Origin of the sequence: Acetobacter nitrogenifigens DSM 23921 = NBRC 105050 (genome assembly GCF_000429165.1) — a bacterium.
Lineage (GTDB): Bacteria > Pseudomonadota > Alphaproteobacteria > Acetobacterales > Acetobacteraceae > Acetobacter > Acetobacter nitrogenifigens.
Genome location: NZ_KE386853.1, coordinates 38,137 through 58,325, shown reverse-complemented (window position 1 = coordinate 58,325; position 20,189 = coordinate 38,137). Strand labels below are relative to the sequence as shown.

Here is a 20,189-nt window from a genome sequence, read left to right as displayed (position 1 = left end):
GCAGGCCGGGAGAGCGCATAGGCCAACGCCTCAAGAAAGTTGGTTTCAAAAAAGACGCGCTATGGCGGTCAACGCGGCAGCCGTGGCGTCCTTCATGATCCGCCCGCTCGCGATAAGTCGTGCATAAGCGGCCTCTTCCGTGCAGGCAGACTTCGGCGCGCCGACAGGGCAATCGCTGTTGATAAAACCGAAACTCTTTCTACTCGCCTTTGAAAAAGGCTATCATACCGCCATGAATAAAGCGCCCCCGTTCTGGATAGCCAAGAAATTGCAAGACATGACTCCCGATGAGTGGGAGTCGCTTTGCGATGGCTGCGGTCGTTGCTGCCTGCACAAGTTGCGCGATGAAGATGATGAGTCGCTGCACTTCACCTCCGTCGCCTGCCGCCTGCTGGACCTGAAGACGTGCCAATGCACGGAATACAAGACGCGACGACGAAAGGTGCCGGATTGCGTAACGCTAACCCCGGACATGCTTGGCGATATCGACTGGCTTCCGCCGACCTGCGCCTACCGCCTGTTGGCCGACGGGAGTCCGCTACCCCAGTGGCACCCGCTGGTCAGCGGGCGCGCTGAAAGCGTCGCCGAAGCGGGCGTGTCTGCGTCAGGGCGTTGTATCAGCGAGCGAGAAGCTGTGGAGTTCGAACGGTACATTGTGAAGTGGCCGGGGGAAGACCCTACGGTCGGCGCCCAAAATGGCGCACGCGGCAACCAGCGAAACCCGAACGGAAGAAACCGTCTGTGAGCCCGTCGCGTCGTCCGGATGAGCGGAACGGCGCGCGCCCTGGCACCGCGCTGTCGCAGCGCGAAGCGATACCGTCCATCCCTTCTCCGTCGTCGCAGAGCATCGCCGACATCGTCGCCACCAAGCAATTAATGCTGCCGGACGGTCCGGTCGGCGTGCGCCTCCGCCGCTCCGACCGGGCACGCCGGATATCTCTGCGCCTTGATCCGCGCGGCGGCGGGGTGGTGTTGACGCTTCCAGCCACGACGCGACTGGAAACCGGCGTGGCCATGTTGCGCGATCATGCAGGCTGGGTGCAGCGGCAACTCGAGCGCACTGCCGCCCCTGTACGTTTCGAGGTCGGCGCTCCCGTTCCTATAGATGGCGAGCCCCATCTTATCCGGCACGATCCCGAAGGACGCGGCGGAGCATGGCTGGAGGAAGGCGAACTGCGCGTCAGCGGCGATCTGGCGTTCCTCCAGAGGCGAGTTTCGGACTTCATGCGGCAGATCGGGGCGCAGCGCCTGTCGCTTCGCCTGGGGGAACACGCTGTGCGTACCGGCCTTTCTCCGCGTCGCGTAGCCATTCGCGACACGTCCAGCCGCTGGGGAAGCTGCTCCGCCGACGGGCGCGTGATGCTTTCCTGGCGGCTCGTCATGGCGCCGACGATGGTTCAGGAGTACGTTATTCTCCACGAACTCGCCCATTTGCGACACCTCAATCACAGTCAGGCCTTCTGGACTCTGGTGGACACGCTGACCCCGTACCGCCGTAAGGCCGAGAATTGGTTGAGAGCCCATGGACCGTCCCTCATGCGAGCAGGTGCGGGGTCTGAGTCGAAATAAAACGCGCATCATCAGCAGCATCGCCTCATTCACGCCGACGATTACGCGTGCTAGAAGGCCTTCGCCCCCGCGCGAGCTTGGCGGAATGGTAGACGCACGAGACTTAAAATCTCGAGTTCGTAAGAACGTGCGGGTTCGAGTCCCGCAGCTCGCACCACAGACTTCCCGGAAATGAACGGTTTTTCAGCCTGAATGGGGCAAAGGTTGTCTTTGCTCCACCGTCCTTCCCCATCGAAGGACATCTCATGCTCCGTATTCGCGGCACCACCTATCACTTCCGCCGAATCGTACCGCCAGCACTCCGCCCTACGCTGAACCAGCGGGAAATCTGGGTTTCTTTAAAAACAGGCTATCAGAGTGAAGCCCGCAAACGGGCCTCTTTGCTTCATGCGAGAACAACCGAACTCTTTGACGAGACCTCTCGGGCTTTGGCTGAGGGACAGGAGCGACAAACTGTCCCGCACGTGCGGGACGCACTGAAAGACCTGCATCGCCTACTCGAAGCCCCGATAGGCATTGAAGCGATACCTGTGCCCGTCTCAAGACGGAGACCACGACCGCAGAACATGCGGAAGGCTTCGGCAGTCGCTACGACCTCCAATCCTCAGCCCTTGCTCCTGTCTGAGGCTCTGACGCGGTTTGTGCTGGAAAACCCACACGCTAGCGCCGATACCAAAAAAGCCACCCAGCGCGCCGTGGAACTGTTTCTGCAAGCCTTTGGTGATGCGCCTGTCTCCATCATTGGCGGTGAGAAGGCCGGAGCCTTCCGGGATTTGCTGTTTTCCCTGCCTGCGTCTCTGGGAAAGCGGAAAAGCAGTCTCACACTCGCAGAGGAGGCAGACCGTGCCAGAGAAGACGAACGCCCCACCCTGAGCGGCAAGAGCGTGAAAAACCACATGATGCGGCTCTCAGCTCTGTGGAACCAGTTACTGCAACGGGAACTGGTGAAGAAGAACCCATGGACCGGATGGAGCTTTGAGAATGGCTCCAAGACCATCCGCAGGGGGTGGAGCACTCAGGAGCTGTACACCCTCATGACAGGAGGCTGGCCTCGTAGCTCTGTCCCAGAAAGCACATTCCGGCTTGTCACGATGATAGGGGCTTACTCAGGTCTGAGACTTGGGGAAATCTCTCATTTGAGAAAAGAAGACCTCCAAACGATTGACGGTATTCCCTGCTTTGTCATCCAGCCGCACACAGACAGCGGATGGTCACCCAAAACAGACGCCGGAACACGGATTGTCCCTATTCACTCCAAACTCATTGAAGCGGGACTTCTCACCCTGAAAGACACCACGGACGGCCCCTATCTCATTCCCGGCCTCAATACGTCGAAGGACGGTGTTCGAGGGACAATCTTCGGGCGGTCCTTCTCGACCATGAAAACCCGCCTTGGACTTCCTGCTGAGATTACATTCCATTCGTTTCGACACAGCGTCTCCACGCAATTGCGAAACGCTTCAGCGGATATTCGCGAAATCTGGATTGATAGGCTTTTGGGCCACGAGGCGACGCATAAGAGCCAAGGCACTTCGACCTATCTGAGCGGCATCACGACGGCCAATCTCAAACAGACCATCGAGGCCATTGCCTATCCCGACGAACTTTTCAGAAAAGGCTGGAGTTAGGCGGGAGCCAGCAGTGCTCAATGGCTACCCACCGAGCATCTGGCAAGGGGGAGCACCTCCCCCGTTGACCCCCTAAACAAGAGAAAAAATCAGCCATCTCTGATGACTGCTTCCGCCTCCTCTTGAGACGTGCGCGCCTATGAACAATTCTTCGCATAGCGGACATGAGGAGCACTATTTCTTGCGGGTGAGGTTGACCGGTTTCTGGCTGGCGGGTTTCGGATATTTGCCCGGGGTAACCGGTCAGTCGACTCCCCTGCTCAGTTCCAGCCATACCGCTCTCTCATCGGGCGCTCATTCGACAGGGCGAGCGTAACTCGCGAGTTATTGAGGGGCTCTCTACACTAAATAACTCTCAGGCCCTCGCGAATACGCACGATAAGATAGACCATTTTCGTATGAAAATAGCGCGAAGTAGTCTGATTACGAATGGTGGAACCGCCCACGCCGTTATGTGTGTGCGAACGCAAAGCCACAATGGCAACCACGCCCGCCCGCTATCCGTTTGTATCTGGCATACCAAGCACGTCTGGTAGCGTAATCACTTCACAACAAGGCACGCCCTGCCATGACGATATCTTCGGCAAGAGGACGGTTCCGCTATCCTTTAAGACCAAGTGTAAACCGGACGCAAGGCCTTCCGCTCAAGAGTGTGCTGAATCGCAACTCCGGTCCAATCTACGAAACCGATGGTGTCAAATACGGACTTTAAAAGATCGTTTGATGGGTTGCCACCGAATCGATCTTTAAATATTTTGGCTTTTTCGCGAATACTTATATCTGGGGCGCTAAGAATATCGCAGAAAATTAAGTAAGCTTCGGCTTCAAGCTTAATTCTGCTCAGGCCGTCACCAATAAATTGCATTGCTTTCCGATTTAATTCCGCAAGTTGCGTCTCATATCTCGCATCATTTAGCATGCAAAACTTAGCGGCAATGTATCGAAAATACGAAAGGCCGGGATCAGAGACCATGCGCTTCAAAGCATACTTGGCGACATCGTTGCGCAAAAAATCTGGCCCTAAGTAATGACGCCCTGTAATTAGTAGATTAGCTATTTCCACCCCACCCGACTGGTCCATTCCGGGTGCCAAGGCATTCCTTATTAGAATAGGCAGCTCCTCCGAAATTAGATGCATAATTCTATCTGCGATGTCGCCCGCAGCATAACTCATAATTAAAGGAATAATTGATAAGCATTGACATAAGCTATATGTAGACCGAACACGGAGATCCACCGCGCATATGTAAAATATTACATCTAGCACCGTAGAGATAACTTTATACAAGGCGGACGAATATTCTTGGCTGCGACTTGATCCATGACGCACTAATTTTGCCAATACATTCCGGAGGTTTGCCAGAAGCCACCCGCTCACAACGTGAATAGCCACTCCCTGTCGGGCACACGCCTGTCTTATGTCTGACGCTCGTGTTTTAAGCGCGCGAGCCTTCGATGCCATCGCCGATGGATCAGGTGCGTTCGCAATATCGTCGGCTATATTGTAAATGTCGTTTATAATGCTCCCGATATCTGTTCTCGCCAAAGAAATAGGAGAAATGAACGGTCGAGAAGACACAGTTGACTTCCCACTATTAAGGAATAGTTTATATTTTTCAAGGACGTCGGATATTATCCTTTCGATCGTTTCCGTTTCGTCTTCTGAGTTTGCGAAAATGAAAAAATCATCAACATAACGCCTGATTGCATAGTCTCTGTTGTTAAACTTTGGCAGTAACGCATGTTCGACTTTTCGATCAATATCCTGAAATATAATCTCGGCGAATATTCGAGAGAACTCCGGACCAACGATGATACCGTTTGTTTCTCCATAGTTGGCGGCCTGCATCAACGAATCGAGTTCCGACTCAAATGAGAAAGCGGACTTCGTAGCTTTGGCGATGTCCTTGCCCTTTATCGCCCAAGACACACTGTGTGTGTAAATATTAAAAAAGCATTTGGACACATCCAGAGACTTCATAAAACGGAATCTCTTTTCCAGTCTTCTGAACTCTTCGGATTCAATAAATTTCCCAAGTAAGTTGTATTTCGAATAGGAGAAGAAAGAAGAGAGGTGACTGAGGTCAATATCGCCCTCATCAGGATCAGTATGCGGTATTCCCAGTCGGAAAGTCGTCTCGCCCGACAGTTCTGCTTCTGAGAAAAGCGGAGTTTCTGCCAGCGGGCGTCTTAATGAAAAACCGGAATTTTGACATACAGCAAGCATGGCTTGCGAGAAGGTATCATAGAATGCAGCAATTCTGAGTTGGGTACCGGGGTGTATGATACCAAGGGTTGTAAATCGTTTCCCGTCTTTCACAATGCTATAGCTGTAAGGCTTTGTAGTAGTATCACTACATCCTACAATACGCCGCACTATCTCATTGCGTCGTGTGTGCTCGGGCTTATCCTCGGCAACAATCGCCGCATATCGGCGATCGTTGGAGAAGATCACGGGCACCTCATACGGTAGCGTATCAGTTAGTATCGCACGCGTTTTTGCCCGCCGTTTGGCACCATTAAACATTCCGCCAAGCCCGTTTGATTTCTGCCACTCGCGAAGGCGTAACTCTGATTAACATCTTTTCGGTATACCCCTTTGAAAAAGATAGACTTAGAAGCCGTTCACAAAATCCAGGGGGCGCGTGATCCCTTAAATGTGGCTTGAACTCACTACGCCTTCCGGTAACGAGAGACCGAAACATGCCATCAAGGGCTTTGAGTTCATGTAAGTTAGTAGCCGTCCGTATAAGCTCCGATCGACTATTTACTCTATACTGCCCGCATAAAGGATAGTTGTAAAATATTCCAGACTTTATGTGGTCAATTCCGCTTGTTAAAGTATGCCCTGTCTTTTTAACCATATAGTTACTAGATATAAAACTCATCCTATCAAATAGTAGTTTGTAGTCGTATGAACGGGCATAATCGTGCAAGGAAAGAATAATTTTACTCTTAAGACGTTTTATTTTTTTTGGTGCAATCGTTACGCTCAGCTTTCTACTACGGCTATTCCCACTCGCATCCTCAACGGAAAAAAGATAACCTAGGTATTCTATTTCCTTTCGCGGTCTTTCCGGCTGGCCTTTGCCGAGCGGGCCAGCGTTAAGGTCCACCAAGAATGACTTGGACTTATTGAAGCGCATGCCCTTCGGTAGAGCTGCCTTCATCTGGGACATTATCGGCTCGGGAGGGCCGCTGGCGAAAACAATAATATCGTCGGCGTACCGGAAGAGACGATATACACCACGGATAGCACGGACCCGTTCATCGAAAGGTCTGATAGCGAGTTCCGCAAGAATCGCGCTTAGCCCTGCGCCCCGTGGTAGGCCACAAGTACTGCTCGCGCAGTGGCAATCAAAATACTGCCGGAGATAATCGCGAACAAGTGCCGAACTAGCTGTATCGTACAGCAGTTTTTCACGCACCGGCGCCACCGGTATCGTTTCATAGAAGGATTTTATGTCGCAACGTATAACTGTCATCGGCGTAGCGTCGAGTAGAGAGGTTATTACGCCACGTACGGCTTGACTTCGGTCTGGCATCCTCACCCGCAGACGACGTTTGAGATGCCTGGCAACCGAGCGCAAAACGAGTGCGCTACTATAGTCGCTATAGGAAACGCACAAATGCCCCCTGAGACTGGTCGTGTGGAAGGTATTAAGCTTTATCTCCCCCGCAAGCGCATTTACTGAGGCGTCAGCTATGATGGCGTTTCGGTCATTCTTGAGATCGATTTTGAAGCGCCGTGAATCTCCAGCACGAACAACCTGTGCAAGTCCTCCAACCGAGAAAACAGTATAACCCAAGTTGCCCTCCTACCGTCGACGCAACATTATCCCGGCCACACGACTTTGCAACATGGAAGTGGTTGGTTCATCTCGTCGGTCGACATCCGGCAGATTGACAGATGAGTCGCATCAGGAAATAGAAAACCCCCGAATATCAACCATCACTCGAAGCTGGCTCTCTAACCCGCGAACAACGACTAAGTCGTAGCAGAAAGCATCTCGAGCAGGCAGTAGCGGTTGAGGTGCGCGGAAAACTGACAGTCAGTAATTATAAGGTTCCGGACACCGCTATGTGATCGACACTGGCGCATAGCGGCCGCCACACGCAGTTGAATGAACGGCAGGAAACGTTGGCTCGGCACTCCAAAGCAGCCTGACCGGTTTCCCCCTAAGGGGACGGATTTTAAAAGGGACAAGGGGGTCAACGGGGGAAGCATTCCCCCTTGCCTGCTGCGCAATGGGTAGCCATTGAACACTGCTGGCTCCCGCGTTCTTTCGCCTTCAAAACTCTTGAAAAACTCTGGGCTTCTCAGCCGAGCAAAAGCCGAACACGTTGACGGATGGCTTCCAGTTCTTCCGGCGTCACCTTCCCCTTGAGCTTCGCATTCCGAACACGCCAATCAAGGCTTCTGACCTGGTCAGACAAAGCGACACTCGCCGTCTTGCCCGCAATGGCGACTTCAAACGGATAGGCCTTGATTTTCGTAGTCGTCGGACAACACAGCATCATGCCTGCCTTGGCGTTGTAGCTGGCAGGGCTGAGTACAACAGCAGGACGGTGCCCCGCCTGCTCCCTTCCCGCCTGTGGGTCAAACTCAAGCCAGACAATCTCTCCGCAATCTGGAACCCAAGAGGCCTTACTCTTTCCGCTCACCAGACTTCACCACCCACAGCAGGTCCGTAGCTGGCTTCTTCATGTCGATTGTCCTCCGTAATGCCAGACACCAAGGCCTCCAGACTGAGAACGGCAGCACGAACAGGCTCGATGATAATCCGTCCGTCTTCTTCGCGAACGTCAACAGCCTGATCAACCTTTAGACTGACAGCCTCCAGCACAGAGGCAGGCAGACGGACAGCAGCGCTGTTTCCCCATTTTCTGACGATACCCTGCATAGGAGCCTCCAAAGCGAAAAGTTTATACAATGTGTCTACTTCATTCTCCGACCTGAGAGCAATTCCTTTCGCAAAGCTTGACTGCTCCACCGGGTTGCCCGCAGGTTGTGCGGGATTACCAACCTCGAAGGACGGTAACGGCTGAAATTGTCGTTCATTTTCAGTTGTTGTCTGCTTGGTGCTTTGTAAGGCGTGAGGGTTCGAGTCCCGCAGCTCGCACCACAGAGAAATATCTCATTAAAATCAGTAACTTACGAACCTTAGCGTCACAGGGTCTGTAGCCGTGCGTCACACCTCTAGCGTCACACCTGAGCACGTCGCGAAGGGTGATTGCACAAGTGAGATGCACTCAGGAGATTGGCGGTCGGTGCGGTCAGATGCCGCTGAAGCGTTGAAAGGTGATGATCTGCCGGTGTTTAACGGCTTTCCATCAATGCTGCACGGGAAGGTCGCCCACAACGATATCAAGAAGCGCCTGCCGCCGGCCCTTCAGATGCAGCTTGGTCCCTCTCCGGATATTAGCGGGCGCATTTATGCCCTTGGTGGTGAGGATAATTTCCAGGACGTACCGGGAGAAGAACGCAAGCAGATCACAATTGATGGCGATGTGGTCGTTGAGCTCGACCTCACGGCTTCCTACCTGTCTGTTCTTCCAGGCATGACCGGAGGCATCGTGTCTGTTGAGGTGGCCCCGTCTGTTCGGACAGCTTTGTGGGCTTAATAAGCTATACCTGTCGAGTTTCTGTCCATTGGCTCTTGCAACGCCAGAGCCGCGTTGGCGCGTGCTGAGATCGCTTCACGCTCTTGCTGCGCCACCAGAGCCATGACGCTGACCGTGAGGCGGTTCGCGTTGGGCATATCAGCCGCGACGAACTCCACTCCCACCTTTTCGAGCCCTACGAAGAAACAGTCCGACATCTACACAAAACTTCCGCCGTTTCCCGACATGGCGTGTGAGAGAATATTGCAACCTCATTGCGCATCAGGCCACATGCATCATCTAACTTGGCGAAAACAGCCTCGTCGCCATGAAGCGTCTATTTTATTACCTCGAAAAAACTGAAGGCGCACGATCAACGCCTTCGTTAACCAGAGTATCCGCCACTCAAATCACGATACATATAGAAAAAATATTGATCTATTATAATTATCCTTCTCGAAATTACTGAATTAATTTTCGTCGTCTACCTAAAATTTCTGAATGAAAAACATCATCAGTACGCAAAATCAAATAATTTACATAAAACGCTCAAAATTAAAAATATTCTATTTCATGTTGTATTTTCACTTTTTATTTGAGTTTATAATAAATGTAATTTACATTTACTTCGTTAAAAAAACACACGAATTCGGTCGCATTTTATATAAATGTTTCAACAAGAAACATTCAAATATCTTATTTCGAATATTAACTTATTCAAAAAATGATACCTATAAATACCAAATATCGAGCATCTTATGTTGCTGATATGACACATTGCACGACATAACACTTAATAGGGCTGCACCGAACAATATACGACAGTCTTTCCCCTTGTCAGGACAGCAGCTCTCCGCAAATAGCTGCTCCACCGATAAGGTCTGACCAAAACACTGGGCAGTATCCTTAGTATGTAACACATAGGATTTATTGTTATGCGCAAAACCATAGCGAAGGCTCTGGGGCGCCCCTCGCAGCTTGCGTTGCTGCTGGGTTGTTCCTCGTTCACCTTGAATCTGGCAGACGCCTCGCCTGTCAGGCCTTCGTCCACAACTACTCAATCATCCAAGCATCATCGAAATGTCCGACACACGTCGTCGACAAGCGCGTCCGCCAGCAACCCGACCGCAAGATTACCCCCTGCCCAGCCGCACGCTGCTCACAAAAAGCAGGCCCCCTCCTCTCCAGAAACGCTTTCAGTTTCGGCCCGCCGAATTCGCTCCCACGGCGCAGTTGAAATGGTGTCGCGGCAAACGATGGATCACTTCGTCGCCGGCACCAGTCCCATGCAAATTCTTTCATTAACGACACCCGGCGCAAATTTTGCCTCTGATGACGCCTTCGGTCTCGATACAGTCGCGAACACACTTTACGTGCGCGGATTCAACCAAAGCCAACTTGGCGTCGCGCTCGACGGAATTCCCATGGGCGGCCAGGGCTTCCACAACTGGAACGGCCTTGGCGTCGACCAGATGGAAATTCAGGAAAACGTCATGAGCATGAGTATGTCGCAGGGCGCGGGCGCCCTCGACGTCCCTTCAGCCCAGACGCTAGGCGGCGCAATTACGTTCACATCCTCAGACCCTGAAGACAAGGCTGGCGGACGAGTAAGTCAGACTTTTGGCAGCTATCACGCCTTCCGGACATTCGCTCGTGTCGATAGCGGCGTCTTGAACTCTTCAGGGACGAAATTCTACGCAGCTTATGCGCGCACGGCTCAAGACCTTTGGAAAGGTTATGGAGACCAGCAAGAACACCAGGCTAATTTCAAACTTGTACAACCCGTTGGAGAACACGGAAAAATTACGGCGATTTTCGATTATTCGAATTTTGACCAGTATAATTACATGGGCTTGACCAAAAATATGTGGCGGAGACTGGGCCGTAACGCGACCTACCTGAAGCCCAACTACGCCCTGGCGAAGGAATACGCGTACTATGCGCAAAACGGCGGCGTTCCTGCGGGACTGACCGGCCTTACAAATGACGAGGTGGGCGATTTCGCCTACGACGGCACGCAAGAGCAACGCAACTACCTGTCTGCGATTACGGGCGAGTTTCGACTTACCCACAACATCACATCACGCACCATTGCCTATGCACATGTCTCCAACGGCGTATATCAGGGAACCAACCCTTTCCTGACGTCTCCTTCCTCAGGAGTTTTGATGGCTGACGAAGCGGGGCACCCGGACGTACGCCGCATCGGATTCACTCAGAATTTCACTATATCTTTGAAAAACAATGATATCCAGACCGGCTTCTGGTATGAAAACGATACTTTCAATTACCCGATGCGTCTGTATGAAGACGGCGTGGATTCGGCGCATAACTCAAAAAGCGACTATTACGCTTCTCAGGCCACCACTTGGTACGCGGATTCATTCAACACGAATACGTTCCAGTTTTTCCTTCAGGACACGTGGCATATCCTAAAAAACATGACAATTACTGGAGGTTTCCGTTTCATAACCCAGACAACGCATGGCGGCACCAGCTACGACGCCACATCTGCGCTTGCGTCAACCTGGGGCACTTATTACTCCCACCCCGCTTCGGGCAGCCTTACCGCTTCAAACGCCTTTCTTCCGCATTTCAACTGGGATTATCATTTCCTGAAGAATCATGAAATTTATTGGGACATTGCAGAAAATATGCGGACATATGATTACGGCCAACAAAGCAGCAGCGGGACGGCGTGGGGCGGTCTCGGCTCATCCAGCGACCCTGCGCAATCAGTTTTTAATGAAAATAAAAAGACGCTTCGTCCCGAAAGAACCTGGAACTACGTCGTCGGTTATCGTTATAATTCGGACTTTTTCAGCGCAAGCGCTGATTTCTACCACACGGACTATTACAACCGTCTTGCAGCGATCACCGCCGGCCCCTCAAACAATACCTATTCATCTTATATCAACGTCGGACGAGAGACCATGAATGGCGCCGATGTTCTTGCGGCAATCCGCCCTGTTCCGGGACTCGAAATAACCAACAGCTTCAGTTGGAATAACGCAACTTACGAAGACAAAGCTCTTCCTTATAACGGAACAACCGTAAGCATCAAAGGGAAACATCAGGTTTACTATCCGAAATTTATGTACAAAGCGAACCTGACCTACACATGGCGGCGCGCGACTTTCAACTTCAATGCAACTTACACTGGCGCCCGGCCGATGACTTATCTGAACGACGAACACATCCCGGCTTACTGGACGTCGAACCTTAATCTCTCCTACAATTTCGGCAAAATTGGCTTTGCGAAGGAGATGAAAGCCTCGTTCGGCATTACCAATCTCTTTGACAAGAATTATATCGGTGGCGTCTACGGAGCGGCGTCCGTGTCCGGTGACGACAACGCCAACCTCTATGTCGCGGCTCCTCGTCAATTCTTCGGAACGATTTCCGCTCAGTTCTAAACTCCTATTTTTGACGAAGACCGGATCACGACGCGGCGTTGTCCGGCATTATATATGACGACGAAAATTTAAATTTCCGTCGTCATACTTGATTATCTGAACTTATGAGCCGACCCTGTATAAAATTCACTCCTGATGATAATAAAAATATTCTTGCAACTCAAATAATTTAGATTCGGCAATCAGAAAACAATGCAAAAAATCATTTTTCTTCTCGCAATATTAATCACAACCATCTTGGTTGATTTCGCACGAGAAAGAGTCACTAACAAATTCAAATGTAAAGGCTGGAGAACTTTTTTCTCATACCTTTAACGCGGCGAACCTACATGATCGCCACAAATAAGCCCACGAGCGAAAGCAACTGTGAATCTTACCTCAACTCCTGATATATTTCCCAATTACTCGTGCAATCACAAATATTAATTCTATCAAAATATATCAACCTCTTGCAATTCAAGTGTATTTATCGAAATAAATTTGAGGCCGCCGGTGTTGGTTTACACCAAATGCGATTTTTGCGCCGCAAACGAAGATGCTGATATAATGTCCGCTAAATAGCGAAATAAACTTGATCTCCACAACCTTCTATATAGGCTGCATGCCCAGCCTATTGGTGGTCAAAAGGATCATTCCCTCGCAGAGAACCCGCTTATGACGAAGACCCGTTCGCTTCGCATTCAGTATAAATACCTACAGATACAAAGAAGAATGAGATGCCTCCGATAATTCTCGCTCGGCATCCGCATGTAAATATCCGACCGGGCATCTGTTACGGGCGAACCGATGTTGAACTTCTGCCGGGTTGGGAGTCCTTTGCGGACGGTCTGTCCACAGTGATGCACGCGACGTCATGCCTGACTGTTTACTCCTCACCGGCGACGAGATGCTCGACCGTGGCCCGTCGGATTATGTCGAATCGCAAACAGCCCCCACATATCGACGCCAGGCTATCCGAATACGATTTCGGCGAGTGGGAGGCCAGGAGTTGGAACGACGTAGAACATGCGGCATTGGAACTCTGGAACCGCGACCCCGTAACTTTTTCACCTCCCAATGGTGAAACCGGAGCCAGCCTGCTTCAGCGCGTCACCAACTTCTGGAACGACGTCTCATCAGCCCCAGACCCGATTTGCGTTATCTCACATGGGGGGCCGTTGCGGATATTGACCGCTTTGGCAGTCGGTCGTGAACCAAAGCTCTTTGACCCGTCGCAGCCTCAGGGTTCTATCAGAATTTTTAACCTCGGCCCTTCCATACCCACATATTGTCTGTCCGTGGCATAACGCATCTCCCTGCGCGTCAATCAACAAACGTGAGTAGCCCTGTCCCCGTGGGACTATACGAACCGCACCGGTTTCGTAGATTCCGCTCAACGCGACTATATAAAAAAATGGAATTATATAAAAAAGTAAATATACTGAAGTCGGCGTGATCAGCCTTCTCGGCGCCGGTCGCGCGTATGCTGCCTTGAACTGAAAGGGACGCCGGTCTGGTTGCTTTAGCGCTTATGCTGCAGGGGACTGGCTGCAGCGTCGGAAAATCGACACTTCTGGCGGGCATTGCACGTGTCTTAACCCGCCGAGGCCTGCGTGTACGACCGTTCGCGGCGCAAGCGACTTGTACCGACCCTCTGTTGATTTCCGACAACAGGAAAGTCGCGCGCGCCCAGTTTATGCAAGCAATCGCCTGTGGCGTCGCGCCGGTTACGGATATGAGCCCCGTGATTTTTCAACGCCACGAAAAATCGCATGACGCCACGCGGTCGCATACAGATATCCTGATACATGGGCGTCGGAGCGAGGCTTTGAACGGAGACGACCGCCAGATCGACCGGTCCGATCTTATGCCGACAATTCTCCGCAGTTTTCGCGCTGTCGCTGAGGACGCTGACATCGTGCTTGTCGACGGCGAGGGAGCCGTTGGCGACGTGGCCCAGCGGGATCGGGACATCGCCAATATGGGTTTCGCGCAAGCCGCAGGCGTGGACGTGGTTATGGTGACCGAAGCTTCGCGCGGAAGCGGAAGCGCTATTGCGAGCCTCATCGGAACGCACACGATTATGTCTCGGCATGATGAGGCGCGGGTCAAAGGCGTGATCGTCAACAGCGTTTTACGTAATTCGGAAAAATTTACGCCCTCAATGGATGCGATCTGCGCGTTCACAGGCTGGGGCTCTCTGGGTGTGGCCCCCCTGATTTGCCCTTCATCGAACAAATCTGTTTACGAAGCGACTCAATTATTCACCTCCCCCCTGCGGCAAGACGAAACCCGCCGCAGCGACGGAAGCGACGTGCACATCGTCGTTCCGCTGCCGCCTGCGACGGACAGGCTGAAAGAGGATTTCGATCCAATACTGGACGCCCCGGGTCTACACCTGACATTCATTTCGCCAGGACGTCCGCTTCCCCTTTGCGATGTTATTATTCTTCCCGGCTCGACCTCCGTCATCACCGGCCTTACTGCGTTACGCTCCGAAGGCTGGAGCATTGACATAATCGGGCATGTGCGGCGCGGCGGCCGCGTTCTCGGCCTGAACGAGGGTTATCAGATGCTGGGCCATAGCATCGCTGACCCCTATGGCGTCGACGGACCGCCGGTAACGGTGACGGGACTTGGCCTGCTGGACGTGGCGACGATCGTGCACCGGCGCAAAAATCGCGAACCGGCCCGTTTCGCCTTTCCATCTAAAACCATCGAATTCGACGCTAGCCAAAATCACATCGGCCTCACTGCCGGACCGGACTGTACGCGGCCGTTCGCACGTATCGTCAGCGCCCCGTCAAAACCCGGAGAGGGAGCCGTCTCCGCCTCCGGCAACGTCATGGGCGTCTGCATGCATGGCCTGTTCGACGACGAAAAAGCCCGCGACGCCGTCCTTGGACTTCTTGCTCCCCACCGCAAGCGCGCAGGGGCAAGCTCGATAGATAAGAAAAGCCTTGATACAGCATTAGAACAATCTCTTGATTCGCTAGCCGAGCATGTTGCCGCGCATATAGACATCGAAGGGCTTCTGGCGCTGGCGCGAATACCAGAATGCTTTACGCGCTCCTGAAGGCTTTTGGCCATGTGCGCAGCAGGCGGAACGGCGAACATTTCCTGCCCGGCGCTCTACGGAGGTTTATAAAACGGCCCCACACTGACGACCGTTCAGGCATCAGGACGGCGCCTCTATGTGAATGCCAATCTATGCTCAAAAATTTTATTTGTTTATCGCATCGTCAGGGCGCCTCACCCCAATTACATTTTACGGCTGGCAGGCACACACGACGCCATCTCGACCGCAAACAATAAAACGCAAAAATAGCTTATATATAAAAATATTTCACAGACCATATCACAGAAACACTATTTCCCTAAGTCTCCAGCGCGAGTTGCTGCAGATCCAATTCCGTTTCCAGACGCCTCAGGACATGGTCGTGAATTTTCCCCGCACGGTGCAGTCTCAAAATTTCGGACCGACCGGCGACAATAGTCCCTTTAAGCGCTGCGTAATGCGCATCCCGGTCATTCTTCAAACCGCCTGGATCGCGGCTATACCGGGTGGCGGCGCCTTCACGAAACCTGTACTGCTCCAGCAGACGGGGGTGCAGTACTTCGCCCGCTTCGTTGACGGCAAGTTTTTCTATGGCTTCGCGTTGGGCCGTCGCCATGCGCGCACGCGCCTCATGTTCCGTCAGCAGAAAGCCGTCAGCCTCTTCGCCGCCCTCACCTACGCCGGTCCAGCGGATCAACGTCGACAGCGTGCCGCCCTGCACCACAACAGTCACAAGAATAAGGGTGAAAGTCGTCAATAAAACGAAGTTACGTCCCGGCATATCTTCCGGCGTTGACAGCGCAACCGCCAGACTGACCACCCCACGCATCCCGGCCCACCCCAGTATCGCCGCCTCGCCCCATCGACCCTTGCGGTGCGGGATTCCGCGAAGAGCGGCCCGCGTCCAATCCACTGCGGTGGCGCCGTAGGCCCATATGAAACGCACGACAATGGTCGCCAGAACCACGCCCGCGACGCCGCCGACCAGACGCCCGGTGGTCGGAAAAATTTCGTGGTCAAGCGGAGCGATACTATGCAGCGACAAGCCGATCATCACGAAGATCAAAGCTTCCAGAAGGAACGTCAGAACTTCCCAGAACGCATCAGCGCTGCGTCGCGTCTTGGCAGGAAACACCTCGTGCTGGTGCCAGCCAAACAACAAGCCCATCGTCACCGTCGCCATGACGCCTGAAACCCCCAGACGTTCGCCGGTCACGTACCCCACCCATGGCAACAGCAGCGTCAGACAGATGACGACGGTCGCATTTCCGATCCGACGGATGAGGAATACTGCGGCCCACCCCAGAGCAAGGCCCAGTGCGACGCCACCTACTGACAAAACGCCAAACATCGTGGTTGCGCGGGTTATCGAAAACGTGCCGGTCAGAAACGCCGCAATGGCCACGCGGTAAACCACGATACTGCTGGCGTCGTTCAGCAAGCTCTCGCCCTCCAGCAATGTGGAGAGCCGCTCCGGCAGACGAACCCGCTCAAGAACGCTTTTCGCCGCCACCGCATCCGGTGGCGCGAGGATCGCGCCAAGAGCGAAACATACGGACCACGGCAGCCCCGGCGCCAGCCACCGAGTGACGCACCCGACCGCCAGCGTCGAAAACAGCACGGCGCCGACCGCCAGATTGAGGATGCTAACGAGGTTGGCGCGGAAGGACGCCCACACAGTGAAATAGGCGCTCGACATCAGGAGCGGCGGCAGGAAAATCACCAACACCAGATCGGGGTCGAGCGTGATCGACGGAGCGCCCGGGATCAGCGCCATGACCAGCCCACCCGCGATGAAGGCGGCTGAGGGAGGTAGACTCAGGCGTCGGGCGACCAGCGCAAGAATGAGAATCGCCGAAATGATAACCAACAGAAACTCAAACCGCGCGACGTCCGACATGGCCTCTCCTCTAACGCTCCGGGAAACGCGACGAATACGCCGCCTCGGCCGGATCGAGAGTATCGGGTGCGGCGAGAGTTTCGCCAAGCGTGAATACGTGACGACAGAGAACGAAACGCATGGACGTCGATAACAGAATCGGAACGGAACGGTGGCGGCGCAGTTTCGAGCGGCATCAATTCCAGCAAAGTGCCTGTTTGCACTTCGGAACAACAAGACTGTCTACGCCAGGTATTTGCCGAGCGCGGCGCGGGCGCATCAGGAGACACCCCCGTTGGAGAGCGAGAACCACCGCAACATTGCGCTCCTGCCTTCCGTGTGCGGGCAAAAAGTCCTGTCAAACCGCGCGCGCCTGCTCACGCCACACCACCGCGCCGTAAATCGCCAACCCTACGAAGAGGGCGTAGAGCGCCGCCGTAAGATAGAAACCGCGATAGGCGAACATCCCGACGTAGATCGTATCAACGACGATCCATAAAACCCAGTTCTCCCGATGCCGTCTCGCAGCCCAGAGCGTCGCAACCAGACTGAAGCTGGTCAGCCCGGCGTCCATCCAAGGCAACGCAGCGTCCGTGAAGCGCCGCATCGCCCACCCCAACGCCATCGCTCCTGCGGCGCCGCAACCGAGCGCCATCCGAGCCTCTCCAAGCGGCAACGGCGCGACCGCCACGACCGCCTCCGCATCGGTTCCGGCGCGCCATCGCCACCACCCGTACAGTTGCAGAACGACGTAGGCGCCCTGCAACAACATATCGGAATAGAGCTTCCAGCCGTAGAACAACCATGCGTAGAGCAACACGCCGACCAGCCCCACCGGCCAGCACCACCATATGCGCCGCGCAGTCAGCCAGACGCCGACAAGGCTGACGACGACCGCAATCTCTTCGACCGGAGACATTCCGTTCACGCGACGCGCCCCTCGCGTTCGGCGATCCGACGCAACAGACGGCGCCCTTCATTCCCGTCGAACCAGTCGGCATGGCGCAGCAGATAACCGTCGTACGCAAGCGCGGCGTGCGCCATATTTCCCGTCGCCCCCGCAAAATAATCGACCTCGCTCAGGGCGAAGTCGGCGTGCGCGAGCGGCAGAAGGGCAGCCAGACCGTGCAGCGACGCGCCACGCGGCATTGTCGCAGAATATCCGTCCAGCAAGGCGTCGAGTTGATCCAGATCAGCCACAGGCTCCACGCCCCGCTCAAAATCAAGCCACGACACCAGAGTCCGCTCAATGGCCGTGGCGACGTCAAAGAGAGCGAAAGAACAGTTCGACAAGCCGAAATCCATAATTGTCGAAACCTTCGCGTCGTCGCTCTCCGCGCTCCAGAGCAGATTTGAACCATGCCAGTCTCCATGCGTCCACAAAGGCTGCGTCGCACGGACGGCAGCCACCGCGCGACGATGGAACGGCTGCAACAGACGCTCCGTGATCTCGCGGCGCCAGTCCCGCTCGCCCAGCCATCGCGCCAGCGCCGGTCGCGCGGCAAGGTCGTCCTCGATTCGGGCGATGGGGTCTTCGTCCCCGAACAACCTGAAATCCGCACGCAGCATCCCACCGCGTCGCGCATGATGGGCGAAACCTGAGGCGGCGCGGTGGAGCGCGCCAAGACTCACCCCCGCAGCATGAGCATGGTCCGGTGAACGGTATGGGGTCCAGGAGGGCGCATCGCGGTAAACGTCGAGCCCGCTTCCGACCCTGTGAACCTCGCACGTCCACAGCCCCTGTTGCAGCGCACCGCATCCATCACGGTCGCGCAGGACCTCGACGACTGGCGCACCCCGCGCCCGAAGATGGGCGATGAAGGCATGCTCGCCTTCCATATCGTCCGGACTGCGCACGTCACGATGAACGCGTTTTACAATTACAGTTCCGCGATTCGTCCTGATCTGGGCGGCGGCGGAAAACGGCCGAGGACTTCTCCAGACGATCTCAAGCGGCCGCCCGGCGTCCGGATAGGACGCCAGAAGACGCTCCACATCTTCCATTTCCAGAGCAGGCCAGTCCGGAGCGACGTCCTCAAGCCCAAGCCCGTGGGACCGATGCGGCTCCAGCTTTTCCTTCAAATCCCCAGTCCCTGCACCGCTTCGACAACCATCACAAACAACTCGATATCAGGCGAAACAGATCACCGCAGTCCATTTTTCCTACATCGCGCCGGCGCCAATCCGGCGTCTTACGGGCCATGACGACGGGACTAGGCATACCCCAGACGCGCATACAACGCCGCAACGCCCCGCTCCCGTAATACAGCATCTTTGGGAGGCAGACCCGGCGTCAGGACTCATCGGGACGCGTTGAGCGCGTCGATCCTCGCAGCAAGGATAAAGTCATTTTCGTGAAGGCCGCCTATCGAATGGGTATGGAGCGAAAGCGTCACATAGCCCCAACCGAAGGAGAAATCCGGGTGATGCCCTTCCGATTCCGCAAGCGCGCCTACCTGATTGACGAACGCCAGCGCCGCGGCGAAATCCGGAAAGCGATACCGTCGTTCGATGATCTTCTCGCCTTCCACGAACGACCAGCCAGCCAGTTGCTGCAGCAAGCATGACGCAGCATCCGGGGCCAGAGGAACTGCGTCATCCGCGCACGGCGCGCACCGCCGTTCGGTCAAGGCCTTCAACATCCGCATGTTTCTGGTCTGGCGCTTGGAGGCTGCATCAACGTGGAGATGGAGCGCGCGGAAGCCCCATCCAGTGAGGCCGTCGCTCTTCAACCCAGACGAGCGCCCGGTCGGTAAGTCGGCGGAGAGCAGGCACGTCCTCGGCCAGAATAAAGATCCCCAACGGCAGCATCCAAAGCCCGAACACCGGCAGCACCGCAAGGCAACCACCCAGAATCAGAAACACCCCCGCCGGAAGCCTCGCCCAGCGCGACTCAGGGCGCCGCAACCAGCGGACATATCCCCGGATCCTGTCCGGAAGGCGTTGCAGCAGCAATTCGATGCGACGTTCTCTTGCCTCGAATTCGCGAAGAAACTGTCCCTGCGCGTGCTGGTTCATGACGGCGCTCCTTCTTGTCAAAATCCGGACCGGGCAAA

Annotated in this window: 17 protein-coding genes and 1 tRNA gene; 8 read left to right on the top strand and 10 right to left on the bottom strand. The window is 54.5% G+C overall.

The window, feature by feature from the left end:
* Positions 1–232: 232 nt before the first annotated feature.
* The 4 genes from G442_RS0119235 (at position 233) to G442_RS0119220 (ending at position 3,197) form a co-directional block, all read left to right on the top strand.
* Positions 233–745, top strand: coding sequence for a YcgN family cysteine cluster protein (locus G442_RS0119235; protein ID WP_026399245.1), 513 nt, complete (start codon positions 233–235; stop codon positions 743–745).
* On the top strand, positions 742–1,569 hold the full coding sequence (locus G442_RS0119230; protein ID WP_246789556.1) for a M48 family metallopeptidase: 828 nt from the start codon (positions 742–744) through the stop codon (positions 1,567–1,569). Before G442_RS0119235 ends, G442_RS0119230 begins: the two co-directional genes overlap by 4 nt.
* A 71-nt stretch (positions 1,570–1,640) precedes the next feature.
* A tRNA-Leu gene (locus tag G442_RS0119225) sits at positions 1,641–1,726 on the top strand.
* An 88-nt stretch (positions 1,727–1,814) separates the two neighbouring features.
* Positions 1,815–3,197 carry a DUF6538 domain-containing protein gene (locus G442_RS0119220; RefSeq protein WP_026399243.1) on the top strand — a complete coding sequence of 461 codons (1,383 nt, stop codon included), beginning with the start codon at positions 1,815–1,817 and terminating at the stop codon, positions 3,195–3,197.
* 607 nt (positions 3,198–3,804) lie between these two features.
* Here G442_RS0119220 and drt3b read toward each other — a convergent pair.
* From drt3b to G442_RS0119205, 4 genes are all read right to left on the bottom strand, one after another.
* A complete protein-coding gene (gene drt3b, locus G442_RS0119215; protein WP_084440737.1) occupies positions 3,805–5,724 on the bottom strand; it encodes an antiviral reverse transcriptase Drt3b in 1,920 nt (639 codons plus the stop codon).
* Positions 5,717–7,006 carry an antiviral reverse transcriptase Drt3a gene (drt3a, locus tag G442_RS24755; protein WP_084440736.1) on the bottom strand — a complete coding sequence of 430 codons (1,290 nt, stop codon included), beginning with the start codon at positions 7,004–7,006 and terminating at the stop codon, positions 5,717–5,719. The genes drt3b and drt3a overlap by 8 nt, the downstream gene beginning before the upstream one ends.
* 511 nt (positions 7,007–7,517) lie before the next feature.
* Positions 7,518–7,862 (bottom strand): endoribonuclease MazF, encoded by a 345-nt coding sequence (gene mazF / locus G442_RS0119210; protein ID WP_026399241.1) that lies wholly within the window; start codon positions 7,860–7,862, stop codon positions 7,518–7,520.
* Positions 7,859–8,101, bottom strand: a complete 243-nt coding sequence (locus G442_RS0119205; RefSeq protein ID WP_026399240.1) for an AbrB/MazE/SpoVT family DNA-binding domain-containing protein — start codon at positions 8,099–8,101, stop codon at positions 7,859–7,861. The genes mazF and G442_RS0119205 overlap by 4 nt, the downstream gene beginning before the upstream one ends.
* A 367-nt stretch (positions 8,102–8,468) precedes the next feature.
* On the opposite strand from G442_RS0119205, the gene G442_RS0119200 reads away from it, so the two are divergent.
* Complete coding sequence (locus G442_RS0119200; protein WP_026399239.1) at positions 8,469–8,822, top strand: hypothetical protein; 354 nt, start codon at positions 8,469–8,471, stop codon at positions 8,820–8,822.
* Here G442_RS0119200 and G442_RS26520 read toward each other — a convergent pair.
* Entirely contained in the window at positions 8,819–9,019 is a 201-nt protein-coding gene (locus G442_RS26520) for a recombinase family protein (protein WP_026399238.1), read from the bottom strand. The two genes, G442_RS0119200 and G442_RS26520, sit on opposite strands and share 4 nt — an antisense overlap.
* Before the next feature lie 717 nt (positions 9,020–9,736).
* On the opposite strand from G442_RS26520, the gene G442_RS0119190 reads away from it, so the two are divergent.
* From G442_RS0119190 to G442_RS0119185, 3 genes are all read left to right on the top strand, one after another.
* On the top strand, positions 9,737–12,217 hold the full coding sequence (locus G442_RS0119190) for a TonB-dependent receptor family protein (RefSeq protein ID WP_026399237.1): 2,481 nt from the start codon (positions 9,737–9,739) through the stop codon (positions 12,215–12,217).
* Positions 12,218–12,933: 716 nt separating this feature from the next.
* On the top strand, positions 12,934–13,503 hold the full coding sequence (locus tag G442_RS26635; RefSeq protein WP_084440735.1) for a histidine phosphatase family protein: 570 nt from the start codon (positions 12,934–12,936) through the stop codon (positions 13,501–13,503).
* 224 nt (positions 13,504–13,727) lie between these two features.
* The gene (locus G442_RS0119185; RefSeq protein ID WP_026399236.1) at positions 13,728–15,272 is read left to right on the top strand and encodes a cobyric acid synthase; all 1,545 of its coding nucleotides are present in this window, start codon (positions 13,728–13,730) and stop codon (positions 15,270–15,272) included.
* A 301-nt stretch (positions 15,273–15,573) separates the two neighbouring features.
* On the opposite strand, the gene G442_RS0119180 is transcribed toward G442_RS0119185, so the two are convergent.
* The 5 genes from G442_RS0119180 to G442_RS0119150 form a co-directional block, all read right to left on the bottom strand.
* Entirely contained in the window at positions 15,574–17,154 is a 1,581-nt protein-coding gene (locus tag G442_RS0119180; RefSeq protein ID WP_026399235.1) for a Na+/H+ antiporter, read from the bottom strand.
* Between the two features lie 337 nt (positions 17,155–17,491).
* Positions 17,492–18,052: a nicotinamide riboside transporter PnuC gene (gene pnuC / locus G442_RS0119175; RefSeq protein WP_026399234.1), complete on the bottom strand. Its 561-nt coding sequence runs from the start codon at positions 18,050–18,052 to the stop codon at positions 17,492–17,494.
* Between the two features lie 5 nt (positions 18,053–18,057).
* Positions 18,058–19,215, bottom strand: a complete 1,158-nt coding sequence (locus G442_RS23565) for a phosphotransferase enzyme family protein (RefSeq protein WP_211229185.1) — start codon at positions 19,213–19,215, stop codon at positions 18,058–18,060.
* A gap of 218 nt (positions 19,216–19,433) precedes the next feature.
* Positions 19,434–19,763 carry a 4a-hydroxytetrahydrobiopterin dehydratase gene (locus tag G442_RS0119155; protein WP_211229184.1) on the bottom strand — a complete coding sequence of 110 codons (330 nt, stop codon included), beginning with the start codon at positions 19,761–19,763 and terminating at the stop codon, positions 19,434–19,436.
* Between the two features lie 46 nt (positions 19,764–19,809).
* Positions 19,810–20,151 (bottom strand): hypothetical protein, encoded by a 342-nt coding sequence (locus G442_RS0119150; RefSeq protein ID WP_051292565.1) that lies wholly within the window; start codon positions 20,149–20,151, stop codon positions 19,810–19,812.
* Between the last annotated feature and the right edge of the window lie 38 nt (positions 20,152–20,189).

Bases quoted from the DNA above. Each gene is read 5' to 3' on its own strand.
- drt3b (WP_084440737.1), bottom strand. From the start codon at position 5,724: ATGTTTAATGGTGCCAAACGGCGGGCAAAAACGCGTGCGATACTAACT.
- G442_RS0119220 (WP_026399243.1), top strand. From the start codon at position 1,815: ATGCTCCGTATTCGCGGCACCACCTATCACTTCCGCCGAATCGTACCG.
- pnuC (WP_026399234.1), bottom strand. From the start codon at position 18,052: ATGTCTCCGGTCGAAGAGATTGCGGTCGTCGTCAGCCTTGTCGGCGTC.
- G442_RS0119190 (WP_026399237.1), top strand. From the start codon at position 9,737: ATGCGCAAAACCATAGCGAAGGCTCTGGGGCGCCCCTCGCAGCTTGCG.
- G442_RS0119185 (WP_026399236.1), top strand. From the start codon at position 13,728: ATGCTGCAGGGGACTGGCTGCAGCGTCGGAAAATCGACACTTCTGGCG.
- G442_RS26635 (WP_084440735.1), top strand. From the start codon at position 12,934: ATGCCTCCGATAATTCTCGCTCGGCATCCGCATGTAAATATCCGACCG.
- G442_RS26520 (WP_026399238.1), bottom strand. From the start codon at position 9,019: ATGTCGGACTGTTTCTTCGTAGGGCTCGAAAAGGTGGGAGTGGAGTTC.
- G442_RS0119180 (WP_026399235.1), bottom strand. From the start codon at position 17,154: ATGTCGGACGTCGCGCGGTTTGAGTTTCTGTTGGTTATCATTTCGGCG.
- G442_RS0119235 (WP_026399245.1), top strand. From the start codon at position 233: ATGAATAAAGCGCCCCCGTTCTGGATAGCCAAGAAATTGCAAGACATG.
- G442_RS0119205 (WP_026399240.1), bottom strand. From the start codon at position 8,101: ATGCAGGGTATCGTCAGAAAATGGGGAAACAGCGCTGCTGTCCGTCTG.
- G442_RS0119150 (WP_051292565.1), bottom strand. From the start codon at position 20,151: ATGAACCAGCACGCGCAGGGACAGTTTCTTCGCGAATTCGAGGCAAGA.